This window comes from Microcoleus sp. BROC3 (assembly GCF_036702515.1).
GTDB lineage: Bacteria > Cyanobacteriota > Cyanobacteriia > Cyanobacteriales > Microcoleaceae > Microcoleus.
In genome coordinates, this window is record NZ_JAUBTQ010000094.1 from 1 (window position 1) to 14,472 (window position 14,472).

Sequence of the window (14,472 nt, forward strand, 5' to 3'; positions counted from 1 at the left end):
TATCAAATATGAATGGCTCGAAATAGATGCCTACTCTAGCTGGCAAGCTCTTGTTTCATCTGTCGAAAAAATTCTTAAAGAATTTGGAGATAATTATGTAATTAATTTTGCTTAACTACTTATACAATTGCGCGTTTTGTCAACCGCCAAGATGCGGACGATCGGCGGAGGGCTTTGTGTCGGTTTATTCCAGGGGGTGTTTTTGAAGTTGTGATGTGCGATCGGGCTTAATTAAAAAACACAAATCCCGTAGTCCGTCGGGGGTTTTAGCCCCCGCCGGACTGTTGCAACAAATGTAAAATATCATTTGGAATGAACTTTTGCTAAAAGCTCGATCGCTCCAAAATCGCTTACACTACAATTAAAATCCATACTTTCTTTACTAAAACCGATGGAAACCATCAATCTTAAAGAAGAAGTCCGCAGCTTAATCGATAAATTACCTGAAAACTTTACCTGGCCTGACCTAATATCGGCAGTTTATCTCAAGCAAGCGATGAAATCCGAACCTATCCAAGTTAAATGCATAAAACAAGGTAAAAGCATCCAAATGTCAGAAAATATTAACATTCCTGACGGCTCCTTAGTTCTGATTGAAGTCCGGGAAGTTTCGCCAATCAACAACGAGGAGAAGTGGAAAAGGATGAAAGAGTTTTTAGTGTCTTTGTCAGATGAAGACAGAGAGGAATGGCGAAAAATTGCAGAATTTCTAGAGGGCGATCGCACAACCAATAGAAAACCAAAGCCGGCTCCGCCGCCTCCGCCACCGAAGCCTCCTAAAATGCCCCGTGAGCCGCTGTTTGGCTGCGATCGCGATTTAATTTCAATATCTGATAACTTTGATGAACCGTTAGAAGATTTTCAGGATTATATGTAATGAGACTTTTGTTAGATACTCATACCTTAATTTGGTTTTTTGCAGGCGATTCTCAACTTAGTGCCACTGCACGGATTCTAATTGAGGATGAAGATAATCATAAACTGGTCAGTATAGCAAGTATTTGGGAGATGGCAATTAAAGAAAGTAAAGGGCTTCTAAATTTGAGTGTGCCTTTTGAGGAGTATATCGCGCAAAGACTCAGTTTGGAAGACTTTAATCTCCTGAATATCAATTTATATCATCTGAATGCGATCGTGACCATGCCTTTTCATCATAAAGATCCGTTCGAGCGCTTGCTCATTGCACAAGCAATGGTGGAAGGGATAGCTATATTAAGTAAAGATTCTGCGCTTGATGCCTATTCTATTAATCGAATTTGGTGAATTCTAAAAATGATGAAACGAATTTTCAGCAGTGTTTTGGTTTTGGGTGTGTGTCTGACTCCTCTGACTGTACTGGTGATGGTGCAACCGAGTTGGGCGCAAAGTCAAAATTCACAGTTTAAAAAATTAGAGCAACTTATGCAGCAAGCAATGCAACAACAACAGCAAGGAAAACCGCAACAGGCAATAGAAACATGGTAGCAGGTTCTAGGTCTTGCACGACAATTTAAAATAAGAACAATTGAAGCTATAGCACTCAATTATATTGGTTTAGTGTACGACAGCATCTCCCAACCGCAAAAAGCATTGAAATACTATAACCAAGCTTTACCAATTAGCCGCAAACTGGGCGATCGCTTGGGGGAAGCTGGTACTTTGAATAATATTTGTTTAGCCTACAACAATATCTCCCAGCCGCAAGAAGCTTTGAAATACTATAACCAAGCTTAATCAATAATGCGGGAACTGGGCAATCGCGCGGGGGAAGCTGCTACTTTGAGTAATATTGATGCAGTAAACAACAGAAGTCAACCGCCAAGCAGAACAAATATCCCGCCAATTCCCAAATGAACAAGGTTAATTACCTGCTATATTGCAGGCAATTAAGAACAGCTAAACTCTCCCCCACAAAGCCAATCCGCCGCCCCTTCCCCTAGCCGCAATTATCCCATCTTCTACCAGAAAATATGCAAAAAATGCCTGCTTCCCCACACTCAAACTAAAAAATTCCGCCTCCCGCGCTTCACCGCCGCGAATAAATCCTTGATACACAGTTTTACCCAACAATTTCACCGTAATTCTGGTAAAATCAAAAGCTAAAATATTGTTAGGCAAAAACTTAGTCGGCCCGGAAAGAGTGAGTTCGAGCGCCCCAACTTGCACCGAATTCTCCACCCTGCCAGTTTCGCTATTCTCTTCCCCTTCAGCAACAGGTTCAGCCGAATAAGCAATTTGAATTTTCGCAATCCACTGAGGGATGTAACGTCCCGCACCCAACACAATTCCCGCTTTTTGTCGAGTCTTTTTGGTGCCGGTAATAAAGCACAGTTGCCAGTTGCCTATTAATTGCTCGAAAGAATAGCGAATTTTGGTTTTTTTCGCGCTTTTCTCAGCTTCTAGGAGGGCGGCAACTACGGCGTTGGAAGATGGTTTAGAATTAGATTTAGCGGCTTGTTCTAGAATAGATATATTTTCCATTTAATAATATACGGATTTGTATTTTAAGGGTTGTAGCTGAGTCGATATCCCCCTAAATCCCCCTTAAGAAGGGGAGTAGGGGTTGACTTTGAATGCTTCTGAACCCGCCATTTTTAACAAGGACTTTGACTGCTTCTTGTCCCCCCCTTATTAAGGGGGGCTAGGGGGGATCGAGCCTACAGTTAAATGCGTAAGCCCTAAAGCTGCAAGACATTGATAATATTAGCTGATGTAGCGGAGAAAAACATGGTTGCGATCGCCCCCACAGACACAGAAATCATCATCATCGGCAGCGGGATAGGCGGCTTGACTTGCGCTGCAATGCTCGCCCGCTATGGCTTTGAGGTTGTGGTTTGCGAAAGCCATTCGATCGCGGGCGGGGCCGCACACGGTTTTGAACGCGACGGATTTAGCTTCGACTCCGGGCCCTCCCTGTACTCAGGATTATCCTACAGCCCGTCTGCGAATCCGCTGCGGCAAGTTTTGGATCTCATCGGCGAAAAACTCCCCTGCATCACCTACGATACCTGGGGTTGCTGTTTGCCAGAAGGCGATTTCGACACATCCGTCGGTGCGAGTCAATTTGGCGAAGTGCTCGCACAACTGCGCGGCGCCGCAGCAGTCGCCGAATGGCGGCAACTCCAGCGCATCATGGAACCCTACGCCAAAGCTGCCACAGCCTTGCCCTCCCTGGCTTTGCGCTTCGATTTGGGCGCTGTTTTTACCCTCGGCCAATTTGCGCCGGCTTTCCTGCAAAGTGCTGGCGAGGCGATCGCACTTGCAGGCCCTTTCAGCAAAATTATGGACAAAAATGTCAAAGATCCCTTTGTCCGAAATTGGCTGAATTTGTTGTGTTTCCTGCTGTCTGGACTTCCCGCCGACGGAACGATCGCAGCCGAAGTCGCTTTCATGTTCGCCGACTGGTATCGCCCCCATGCAGTTTTGGACTATCCGATCGGCGGTAGTGCAGCTTTGGTAAATGCCCTGGTACGCGGTTTAGAGCGCCACGGAGGGCGGTTGCTGCTAAATTCCCACGTTGCAGAAGTTTTAGTGGAAAACAACCGGGCTGCCGGCGTGCGGCTGCGATCGGGCAAAATTATTCGATCGCACAAAGCCGTAGTCTCCAACGCTTCCGTTTGGGATACACTGAAACTGTTGCCTGAAACCTCAGTCCCGCAAAGGTTTCGGCAACAGCGGCAGGCGACGCCCGAGTGCGACAGCTTCATGCACTTGCATCTGGGAATTGATGCTGCCGGAGTGCGATCGGACTTGGCTTGTCACTACATCTTCGTCAAAGACTGGGAAATGGGCGTTTCCGCCCCTCAAAACGTCGTTCTCGTCTCGATTCCCTCCCTCCTAGACCCCGACCTCGCGCCTCCGGGAAAGCACGTCATTCACGCATATACCCCCGGAAACGAGCCTTACGATTTGTGGCAAAAGCTCGATCGCACCAGCGAAGAGTACAAGCTGCAAAAACAAGCGCGCGCCGAGGTGATGTGGGAAGCCTTAGAGAGAATTATTCCCGATATTCGATCGCGCGCAGAAGTCACCTTAGTTGGGACACCCCTAACCCACGAACGGTTTTTGCGCCGCCATCGCGGTTCCTACGGGCCCGGAATTCGGGCGGGTAGCGGCTTGTTTCCCGGGCCGAGAACGCCTTTAGCGGGGCTGTTTTGCTGCGGAGATTCGACGTTTCCGGGAATTGGTTTGCCCGCTGTTGCTGCTAGCGGTGCGATCGCAGCCAATACGATCGCACCTTTGTACAAACATTTGCAATTGATTCGGGAAGTTATATCGATTCCGGTTGCACCGGAATGATGTTGACTGTTGACTGTTGACTGTTGACTGTTGACTGTTGACTGTTGACTGTTGACTCGAATTTACTATTCCGATGCTAACGGATTTGATATTGATTAGTTAGTTGTTATTAGACATCTCCCATAATTCTTGTGGAACAGGCACGGTGCCTGTTAAAAATCAGCTTTTTAGGAGATGTCTATTAGTTATTTGTTATTTGTTAACGAAATTATTGAAGAGCTTTCCTAGCGCAGGACGGAAAGCAAGAGTAAACAATAATTCTATAGAGTTAGTAAAATGTGACCGATATCTGTCAGCATAGAAATAGATAGTTCGATCGCCCTGAGAATACCGTGCAACCTGTAGACTTTACAACTTTAACCGCCACTTGCAGCGAACTGCGAGCCCAATGGCTGCCAGCGCGCTTAGAACAAGTCTACCAGCGCGATCGCTTCACCGTGTCCCTAGCCCTCCGCACCATGAAAGGGCGCGGCTGGATTGACCTTTCCTGGCATCCTGTCGCCGCCCGCATCTGCGTCGGCGACCCCCCGCCCCGCATTCCCGACACCTTCACCTTCAGCGAACAACTGCGGCACCAACTCAGCGGTTTAGCCTTAGTTTCCATCGCCCCCGTTGCATCCTGGGAAAGAGTCATCGACTTGCAATTCGCCAAACGCCCCGGAGAACCAGCCCTCTGGCACCTGTACGCCGAAATCATGGGCAAGTACAGCAACGTCATCCTCACCGCCCAAGACAACCTCGTTGTCACCTGCGCCCACCAAGTCAGCGCCAAACAGTCCACCGTCCGTCCCATCCAAACCGGGCAACCCTACGAAATGCCCCCGTCTTTGACCGACGCAGTGCCGAGTCTGAGCGAATCTCAAAACCGCTGGCAATCACGAATTAGCCTGGTTCCTGGGCAATTACACCGCAATCTGTTGAAGAATTACCGAGGGTTGAGTAAAGCCTTAATTTTTTCAATGATTCGATCGGCTTCTTTAGACCCCGAACAATCCACCGACAGCCTCAATCCCGACCAATGGCAGCAACTATTCCAGCGCTGGCTATACTGGCTGCAATGCCTAGAAAACTCCAAATTTCACCCGAGTTTTACCCCCGAAGGCTACACCGTCATCGATTGGCCAGCACCAAAAAATCACAATGTAGGGGCGGTGCCCCCGTGCCCGCCCTCTGATTCTTCCCCTCTTGCTTCTTCCTCCTTCCTGACATCCGTTAAATCCGTTACAGAATCCGTTGCCGAACTTCCTTCTTCCGTTCAAGAATTACTTAACAGCTACTACACAGGCCAAATCAATCAAGAAGTATTCGCCCAACTGCGGCATCAGCTTACCCAAAAACTCAACAACGTCCTGGCAAAACTGCGCCTCAAAGCCAACACATTTAAAGAACGCTTGCAGCAATCTGCCGACGCCGACACCCACAAATCCCAAGCCGACTTGCTGATGGCAAACTTGCAGCATTGGGAACCGGGAATGAAATCAATTTCTCTCCCCGACTTTGAAACCGAGAAACCAGTTATCATTGCCCTAAACCCGGAAAAAAACGCCGTTCAAAACGCTCAAGCCCTCTACAAAAAACACCAAAAACTTAAAAGAGCTCGCATTGCAGTAGAACCTTTGTTAGCAGCCGTACAGGAAGAAATCGACTATTTAGAACAAGTTGAAGTCGCACTTTCGGTATTGGAAACCTACCGCAACACCCAAGATTTGCAAACCCTCGCCGAAATCCGCGAAGAACTGATCCAGCAAAAATATCTAGACGTACCAGATTACCGCAGTACCGACAAAAATGCTGCGATCGAATTTCACCGCTACCAAACCCCCAGCGGCTTTGAATTATTAATCGGGCGCAACAACCGCCAAAACGACCAACTCACTTTTCGTACCGCCAACGACTACGACTTGTGGTTCCACACCCTAGAGATTCCCGGAAGCCACGCTTTACTGCGTCTCAAACCCGGTACTGTGGCTGAAGAAACCGATTTGCAATTTGCCGCCGACATGACTGCTTACTACAGTCGCGCCCGCCACAGCGAACAAGTCCCGGTGGTTTATACAGAACCGAAATATGTATACAAGCCGAAAGGCGCGAAACCTGGTATGGTTGTATACAAGCAGGAGCGGATTGTCTGGGGCAGACCGCAGCAAGCCCAGGCTTGACTTATACAAAGTGAGCTAAAAGGGTCGATCGGCAATCGAAACCAGGTTTTGGAAGCAGGGTTTGATTATACTGAGATGTTGCACCATTCTCAATAAGGCTTTTATGGGCGGACACTCCGGCCCAACCGCTACTCCCCACAAAAAATTCCTTCTTTGTGGAACAGGCATCTTGCCTGTTCTTGAGAATGGTGCAAGATGTGAGATTATACAAAGTGACCGAGAGTGCGATCGCCCCCTCAGAATTAAAATTCGCCTGTAATGTAAAGTTTTATTACAGAAAATTAAATTTTGTTGTTAAAGTACCGCTTAAGAGAGATGATATTTCTTTTAGAACCCTTTGCAAAGAAACGTGCAACTTGGGTTTCCTCACTGTGAGAACAACACTGTGGGAACACAACGGATTTAACTATTTGTGCAGACCAGCTTTTGCTAAAGCTGGTCGTTTCTGTTTAAAAATTAAACCCAAGCCCCCCACCGATTTTAGATTGGCGATTTTAGATTTTAGATTAAAACCGCCAATCTAAAATCTAAAATCTAAAATCTAAAATCGGTGGGGGCTGCTCCTAGAAAGTAAACGTCGTTCTGATCACCCCAATCACCAAATCAGAATTATTCTTATTGTGGTCGGGAGCAGTCAGCCAAATCAGGCCAGGAGTGATAGAAATATTGTCGCTCAACTTAAACTGATAGAAACCTTCAACGTGCAGCGAAGTATCTTTATCTTCCGGCAAAGTCCGATTAGTAGAACTCGTCACCCGCGGCTCCATACCTACCAGAATCCCCGCCACATTTCCTTCTTTCAACAAATCGGGAAAAGCCAAAGTAACTGCCCAGTTCCAGATTTTTTGATCCCCCCGCTGTACAGAACCGGTAGGAGTAGCCAAGTTGGATAAAATGCGCTGGTTGGTGTAACCCGCCCAACCGCCAATTGCCAATCTCCGGTTCAACTGCCACGAAGCTTGCGCGCCGTAGGAATTGCTAGAAACTGGCAGATTGCTATCGCTGTCGAGTCCGAAGGAACCGAGACGCACCGGGAAATTAGAAGCATTGCTGCCAGTACCTGTGACAAAGTTGTAGGAATTAACGTAAGTTAAACCTAAAGCCATGCTATCGTTCGGTTTGAAAGTCAACTGAGCCAAACCGCCGTAAGAACCGTTGAACAAACCGTTACCCCGCGTCGGGTTCGCGGCATTGCCGGCCAAATATCCCAAACTCAGCTCGAGTTTTTCCCCAAACTGATGCCGCAGAGCGATGCCAGAACCGCCAGTCAAATAGTAAATCGGGTTGCGAGTACCGAAGTTAGAAAGAGCACCGCTGCCGCCGTCTCCGTCAAAGTAAGGGTTGACTGTGTTGGTAAAATCGTCAGCCGCGCCGGCGTTGGCTTCTAGAATTACAGTAGTGTTTTTGCCGAGAGGGAATTGGTAAAGCAGCGCATCTAAACCTACAGTATTGCTAGCCTCGGCAAAAGGCCCGGCATTAAACCGCAATTCCCCTTCAGCGGTTTTCGTATTATTAGTAGAAAACGAACCCAGATTCAAAACTTGCAGTCGAGTTCTCAGCAAATCTTCTCCAGAAAAACTGGTGTCAAAATTGAGACGAACCCTGCTGCCAAAAGCCGTCGTTTTATCAGCTTCGCGGCCCTCGGCATCATCTCCCCCGGCGATACCCGTCAAAGCAAATATCACTTCGCCGTTGAGTTTAGTTGTAGTTGAAAACTGATTTGCTTCTAATTCAGAGGCGCGCGCTTCCAAAACATCGACGCGGCCGCGCAAAGTTGCCAATTCCGCGGCAAATTCTTCTTGCAACCTTTGCACAGAAGCCAAATCTTCTCGCGTCACCAGATTTCTCGAACCGCCTTGAATCAGTTCGCTAACTTTATCCAAACACGCATTTAAACCCGCTGCAAACTCGTAGCGAGTCATCGCGCGGTTGCCTCGGAAAGTGCCGTCAGGATAGCCAGCTATACAACCGTAGCGCTCTACTAGGGATTGCAAAGCTTGAAAAGCCCAATCGGTGGGTCGAACGTCGGAAAGTTGCGAAACAGAAGTTACTTGGCCGGCCGCATCTTCGCTGCTGCTGTCTTCTGCGCTGTATTGGTTGATTTGTTCTAAAACATTTGACTGTGCTTGAGGTTGGGCACTTGGATCGCTCGATTGGGCAATCGGCTCGGGTTGTGCGACGGATTTTTCCGCGCTTAAATTAGCAGGTGCAACGGCGGGTTGCGTTTCGCTTAAGTTTGCGGGCGCGCCTGCGGGGATTTGCTCCGCGACAGGTTGTTCGGCACTTAAATTTGCGGGTGCGACTGCGGGTTTGGTTTCGCTTAAATCTGCTGCAACTGCGTTTTCCGGTGCTTTTGCCTGTTCGGCAACTGGGGCGATCGGCTCGTTAGCGAAGCCCTCGTAGAGGTTCGCACTTTCTTTATCAATAGTCTCAACAGTCAAGTTGCTAGCTAGTGGCGCTGGTTCGGCTGTAACCGCTGCCGTCTCAGATTTGGCAGCCTCGGTTGCAGCACCGGGTAATTGCAATTGATGAGCTTGACCTGTCGCGGCAATTTCTACAGGTTGCTCTGCTGCTAGCGCCGTCGAAGATACGACTAAAGTTGCTGCCAATACAGCGGGACTAACTAAAAGTCCCTTCCACAAAAATTTGGACATTTTTTCCTCACACCACATTGAGCCGATCGCCCGTTCCGCAGATTTAGGCGCTCGCAAATCACCTTCAGTATTCCGCCTAATAGTATTTCTTGTCAACAATTGGGGGAATCGTTGTCGCAGATTGCGGTTTGGCTGTCTCTGATTTCACAGCACCTCCGTTGATTTCAACAATCCTTGGTTCGATCTAGATATCTACGTAGAAACCGGGTTGATGGCTTTAGGGTGCGTAAGTGAACCCTCGGTAAGATTAATATTGACAGAACTGGCGCTAACAAATCGTTCGATCGGCTACATACAAGTGAAAAAACTCAAATACGCCCTAGTACACGAATGGTTGACGCCCTTAGCTACTGGCGGTTCAGAACTCGTAGTGCAGGAAATCCTCAAACACGTAGACGAGGCAGATGTCTATGCCCTCATCGACTTTGAATCAGCCAATCCTGAAAGCTATCTTTTCCGGCGACAGATTGGCACAACATTTTTGCAGCACTTTCCCAAGGCCCGCAGCGGCGTCCAAAAATATTTGCCATTTCTGCCTTTGGCGATCGAACAACTAGATCTGCGAGAATACGACATCCTCCTCTCATCATCCCACGCTGTCGCCAAAGGCATCCTCACCAGTCCCCAGCAACTGCACGTCTGCTACTGCCACACTCCCATGCGCTACGCTTGGGACTTAACTTTTGACTATTTGCGCAGCAGCAAAGCTGGACGGGGCATCCAGGGTCTGCTGACGCGATATTTGTTGCACCGACTGCGGCAGTGGGACGTAATTGCCGCCAATCGCGTCGATTATTTCATAGCCAACTCTCAACACACGGCGCGCCGAATTTGGCGGTGCTACCGGCGGCGGGCCCAGGTGATTTATCCGCCGGTAAATATCGCTCGATTTTCTTTGATGCGACAAAAACAAGACTTTTACGTCACTGTTTGTCGGTTGGTAAGTTACAAAAACGTAAGTGCGATCGTCCAAGCATTCAATCAACTCGGGCATACTCTAATTGTCATCGGCACCGGGCCAGAATTAGAAATGATTCGGCAAATCGCCAAACCCAACGTGCAAGTGCTCGGCTGGCAGCCGGCCGAAATAGTTGAAAAGTACATGGCCGAGGCGAAAGCCTTTGTCTATGCAGCTTGCGAAGATTTTGGCATAGCTTTGGTAGAGGCTCAAGCTTGCGGAACGCCGGTAATTTCCTATGCAGCAGGGGGCGCTTTGGAGACAGTGCTCGACATTCGCCAACACCCAGAGACTGGGACAGGTTTATTTTTTTCCTCCCAAACCGCAGCAGCATTAGTCGAAGCTGTCGAGGAATTTGAGCAGTTGCAAGGCAAATTTGAGCCAGAAATCTCCAGGTTGCGCGCTCAAGAGTTTGCCCCCGAAGTCTTTGGGCAGCGCTATCTAGCTTTTGTTGAACGCTGCTATCAGGAATTTCAATCCCGCGATTTTACCGAGTCTGGGGCTTGAGAGTGCCAGAACCCGATAGCGGGACAATCTTCCTTCTGCCTTTGTATAAGTGCCTTCAGAAGACCTCTGCATAAGTGCCTTGTGCCTTTTTCCTTCTGCCGCCAGAAGCCCTCTTCCTTCTTCCTTCTGCCTTTTGAAGCCTTCAGAAGGCAGAAAATTGAGTATTGGAAACATAATTGAGAGAACAAAGCGTCTTGAGGCTTTATGATCAGGACTGTGTGTGGTGTGAAGTGAAGGAGTAAGATGACTGCCGACAGCCAACTAATCTCCGGCAAGGTAATTCGAGCGATCGCGAGACGCGGTTTTGGGCCTGTCCTGCAAGGAGATAGACGCATAAGTCGTTCTCTACAGAGCCTCGACGGAGAGTTTTTCAAGCGGTTATTTGACATCCTGTTTTCCTTATCGGTTCTGATCCTGTTTGCTCCGGTTTACCTGCTTTTGGCTTTCTTAATCGCCTTAAGCTCGTCCGGGCCTATTTTTTACGTACAGGAACGAGTAGGCAAAAACCGTAAAATGTTTTATTGCCTTAAATTCAGAACGATGGTGGAAAATGCGGACGACATATTGCTGGAAATCATGGAAAAATCTCCGCATTTGCGTCAAGAGTTTGAGGACAATTTCAAGCTGAAACAAGACCCTCGGATTACCTGGATTGGAAGATTTTTACGAATGACCAGTTTAGACGAGTTTCCCCAGTTTTGGAATGTTTTAAAAGGAGATATGAGTGTCGTCGGGCCCAGACCTTTAGTTGAAGAAGAACTGCCGAGATACGGCCGTCATATCAACAAAATTCTTACCATAAGACCTGGAATTACAGGCTTGTGGCAAGTGTCCGGTCGCAACGACATTCCCTATCCCCGCCGAGTCCAAATCGACCTCTATTACGCCAATGACAAAAACCTGTGGATGGATATGTGGATTGTTTTCAAAACAATTGGAGTTGTGATTTTTCCCAAAAATAACGGCGCATACTAATTTTTGTCCGCAGTCAGCAATCGGTAGTTAGTTTTGTTTGTTACTAGCCACTGATGCTGACTACTGACAGCAAGCGGCCAACTATTTACCAAAACGAAACAGTTTCTTGATGCCGCTTGAAGAATTGTGAGTTAACGTAGAGCTTGAGAATACGACCGGCAGGCAACAACAGCCTCTGCCCGGAAATTCCGAAGTGAATTAACACAGCCTGTCAAAGGAAAATCAGATGACGCAACGCAAGCGAGCGCTAATCACAGGTATTACAGGTCAAGACGGCTCCTACTTGAGCGAATTACTGTTAGAGAAAGGATATGAAGTTCACGGCATTATCCGGCGCAGTTCTAGTTTCAATACCGATCGAATTGACCACATCTATGTCGATCCTCACAGCGAGGGGGCGCGCCTGTTTCTACACTACGGCGACTTGACAGACGGCACCACTCTCCGCCGCATCTTGGAAGAAGTTCAGCCGGTAGAAATTTATAACTTAGGCGCTCAATCTCACGTTCGAGTCAGTTTTGACTCGCCGGAATATACGGTTGACACAGTAGGAATGGGAGTATTGCGCCTGCTAGAAGCAATTCGGGACTATCAGCGCCGCACAGGCATAGAAGTGCGGTTCTATCAAGCAGGTTCTTCGGAAATGTTTGGTTTGGTGCAGGAAGTTCCGCAGAAGGAAACAACTCCTTTTTATCCCAGAAGTCCTTACGCCTGCGCCAAAGTTTACGGTCACTGGCAAACAGTAAATTATCGCGAATCTTACGGACTTTTTGCCTGCAACGGTATCTTGTTCAATCACGAATCTCCCCGCCGCGGCGAAACTTTTGTAACTCGCAAAATTACTCGCGCCGTTGCCAGAATAGTCGCAGGCAAGCAGAAAAAGATTTACTTGGGCAATCTCGATTCCAAGCGGGACTGGGGCTATGCTAAAGACTACGTGCGGGCGATGTGGCTGATGCTGCAACAAGACAAGCCTGACGATTATGTCATTGCTACTAACGAGACCCATTCCATTAAGGAATTTCTCGATTTGGCTTTTACTTACGTCAATTTAGATTGGCAAAAATATGTGGAGTTTGACGAACGCTACTTGCGTCCGGCAGAAGTCGAACTGTTGATTGGCGATTCGACTAAGGCCCGCCAGCAATTAAATTGGGAACCTTCTGTAACTTTTGAGGAGTTAGTACATTTAATGGTAGATGCTGACATGAAAGCTTTAGACCAGCAAGGTCGGGGTTCGGGCAACGGATTTGATTGAGCCGCTAAACAAAGCGGTCACTGGGAACAGTTTGTAGGGGTAGTACCCCGTGTCTACCCCCATTGGCGAAAGGCTGCCTCGCGCCGGGGATTGCCCCTACACAGAGTTCACAACTGATGAGAAGATTGTTAAAGCTATTAGCCCGCGATCGGCATTCAAAGAACCAGCTTAATTGCTCGCAAAATTTTCGGCGGTGCGGGCTAAAAAAAACATTAAAATGATAGTTGAGGAGTCGCGGCCCCTAGATCTAACTTTCGGGTGTGCACGGAGCAAATTGTCCCTCTCTGCGGCAGCTAAAACAAATTTGTGGGCAACCTCGTCCTGTAGCTGAAAGCTTTTTTGGCTAAAGCAAAAATTTTAGAATTGAAATTGTCGATCGACCCTTATTCAAAATCCCGAGGCTAAAATTATGACAAGCTTGGATTTAAGCAGCAAACGCATTCTAGTCACGGGCGGCGCAGGTTTCTTGGGCCGTCAGGTAATCGACCAGTTAGTGAAAGCAGGGGCCGATGCCGAGCAAATTTCGGTCACTAGATCGCTCGACTGCGACCTCCGCGTCATGGAAAACTGCAAGCGCGCCGCCGACAAACAAGATATCATCATTCACCTCGCCGCCCACGTCGGTGGCATCGGTTTAAACCAACTCAAACCCGCTGAATTATTTTACGACAATTTGATGATGGGCGCGCAACTAATCCACGCCGCCTACGAAGCAGGAGTCGAAAAATTTGTCTGCGTCGGCACGATTTGCGCTTATCCCAACTTGACCCCAGTTCCTTTCAAAGAAGACGACCTCTGGAACGGCTATCCAGAGGTAACTAACGCACCTTACGGAATTGCCAAAAAAGCCTTATTAGTGCAACTGCAATCCTACCGCCAGCAGTACGGATTCAACGGTATCTACTTGCTACCAGTAAATCTGTACGGCCCGGAAGATAACTTTGACCCGAAAAGTTCCCACGTCATCCCCGCATTAATTCGCAAAGTCCACGAAGCGCAAGAAAGGGGAGACAAAACACTGTCAGTTTGGGGAGATGGCAGCCCTAGCCGCGAGTTTTTGTATTCCACAGATGCCGCCCGGGGAATTGTGATGGCAACGCAAGATTACAGTGAATCTGACCCGGTTAATTTGGGAACGAATAGCGAAGTTAAAATTCGCGATTTAGTGGAAACTATTTGCGAATTGATGGGATTTGATGGAGAAATTGTTTGGGAAACAGACAAACCGAACGGTCAGCCGCGCCGCTGTTTGGATACCCAAAGGGCTAAGGAAAAGTTTGGTTTTGTTGCGGAGGTGAAGTTTAAGGAAGGGTTGAAAAATACGATTGAGTGGTATCGACAACACGCAGTTTGAGTGTGAAAAACCCGGTTTCTTGAAGAAACCGGGTTTTTTTAGGAATAATATTATGTCTGGTCGATTACCCCTAATACCCACATTCCGCACCCGAGACTGTCACAATCGGTTTTTTCGGAAGTTAGAGCGAAAATTAAGTTTTTTTTTATACAAAGGTACTGATCGCTCGTGGCCACGATCGGCAGTCTCAAGCGATCGAATAACCAAAATTCGTAGTGTGCCAGTTGGGGGTGCGGAATGTGGGCTAATACGGTAGATACTGTCTTGACCTGTCAAGGGGTAGCAGTCAAATAATTGGGGTCGAAAGGCTTTTGGGATTTTAAAATCCC

Annotated in this window: 13 protein-coding genes; 11 read left to right on the top strand and 2 right to left on the bottom strand. The window is 47.9% G+C overall.

All coding sequences use genetic code 11. The features are described 5' to 3' along the window. Positions 1-391 precede the first annotated feature (391 nt). From QUB30_RS31495 to QUB30_RS31510, 4 genes are read left to right on the top strand one after another with little or no spacing between them, the layout of a single operon-like run. On the top strand, positions 392-877 hold the full coding sequence (locus QUB30_RS31495) for a hypothetical protein (protein ID WP_333341939.1): 486 nt from the start codon (positions 392-394) through the stop codon (positions 875-877). After that, positions 877-1,263: a type II toxin-antitoxin system VapC family toxin gene (locus QUB30_RS31500; protein ID WP_333341941.1), complete on the top strand. Its 387-nt coding sequence runs from the start codon at positions 877-879 to the stop codon at positions 1,261-1,263. Before QUB30_RS31495 ends, QUB30_RS31500 begins: the two co-directional genes overlap by 1 nt. A 9-nt stretch (positions 1,264-1,272) precedes the next feature. Next, entirely contained in the window at positions 1,273-1,464 is a 192-nt protein-coding gene (locus QUB30_RS31505) for a hypothetical protein (protein ID WP_333341943.1), read from the top strand. Positions 1,465-1,512: 48 nt separating this feature from the next. Then, positions 1,513-1,713, top strand: coding sequence for a tetratricopeptide repeat protein (locus tag QUB30_RS31510; protein WP_333341955.1), 201 nt, complete (start codon positions 1,513-1,515; stop codon positions 1,711-1,713). A gap of 162 nt (positions 1,714-1,875) precedes the next feature. Here QUB30_RS31510 and QUB30_RS31515 read toward each other — a convergent pair whose 3' ends face one another. Further along, entirely contained in the window at positions 1,876-2,460 is a 585-nt protein-coding gene (locus QUB30_RS31515; RefSeq protein WP_333341945.1) for a hypothetical protein, read from the bottom strand. A gap of 246 nt (positions 2,461-2,706) precedes the next feature. Here QUB30_RS31515 and QUB30_RS31520 point away from each other — a divergent pair, with 246 nt between their 5' ends. Further along, entirely contained in the window at positions 2,707-4,278 is a 1,572-nt protein-coding gene (locus QUB30_RS31520) for an NAD(P)/FAD-dependent oxidoreductase (RefSeq protein WP_333341957.1), read from the top strand. 332 nt (positions 4,279-4,610) lie between these two features. Continuing rightward, positions 4,611-6,437 carry an NFACT RNA binding domain-containing protein gene (locus QUB30_RS31525; protein ID WP_333341947.1) on the top strand — a complete coding sequence of 609 codons (1,827 nt, stop codon included), beginning with the start codon at positions 4,611-4,613 and terminating at the stop codon, positions 6,435-6,437. A gap of 563 nt (positions 6,438-7,000) precedes the next feature. On the opposite strand, the gene QUB30_RS31530 is transcribed toward QUB30_RS31525, so the two are convergent. Continuing rightward, entirely contained in the window at positions 7,001-9,091 is a 2,091-nt protein-coding gene (locus QUB30_RS31530) for an iron uptake porin (RefSeq protein WP_333341959.1), read from the bottom strand. Positions 9,092-9,389: 298 nt separating this feature from the next. On the opposite strand from QUB30_RS31530, the gene QUB30_RS31535 reads away from it, so the two are divergent. The 5 genes from QUB30_RS31535 (at position 9,390) to QUB30_RS31555 (ending at position 14,143) form a co-directional block, all read left to right on the top strand. Continuing rightward, entirely contained in the window at positions 9,390-10,556 is a 1,167-nt protein-coding gene (locus QUB30_RS31535) for a glycosyltransferase (RefSeq protein WP_333341961.1), read from the top strand. 243 nt (positions 10,557-10,799) lie between these two features. Next, positions 10,800-11,531, top strand: coding sequence for a sugar transferase (locus QUB30_RS31540; RefSeq protein ID WP_333341948.1), 732 nt, complete (start codon positions 10,800-10,802; stop codon positions 11,529-11,531). Positions 11,532-11,757: 226 nt separating this feature from the next. After that, positions 11,758-12,789: a GDP-mannose 4,6-dehydratase gene (gene gmd, locus QUB30_RS31545; RefSeq protein WP_333341950.1), complete on the top strand. Its 1,032-nt coding sequence runs from the start codon at positions 11,758-11,760 to the stop codon at positions 12,787-12,789. 49 nt (positions 12,790-12,838) lie between these two features. Then, a complete protein-coding gene (locus QUB30_RS31550) occupies positions 12,839-12,961 on the top strand; it encodes a hypothetical protein (protein ID WP_333341952.1) in 123 nt (40 codons plus the stop codon). A gap of 237 nt (positions 12,962-13,198) precedes the next feature. Next, complete coding sequence (locus QUB30_RS31555) at positions 13,199-14,143, top strand: GDP-L-fucose synthase (protein WP_333341954.1); 945 nt, start codon at positions 13,199-13,201, stop codon at positions 14,141-14,143. Positions 14,144-14,472 lie beyond the last annotated feature (329 nt).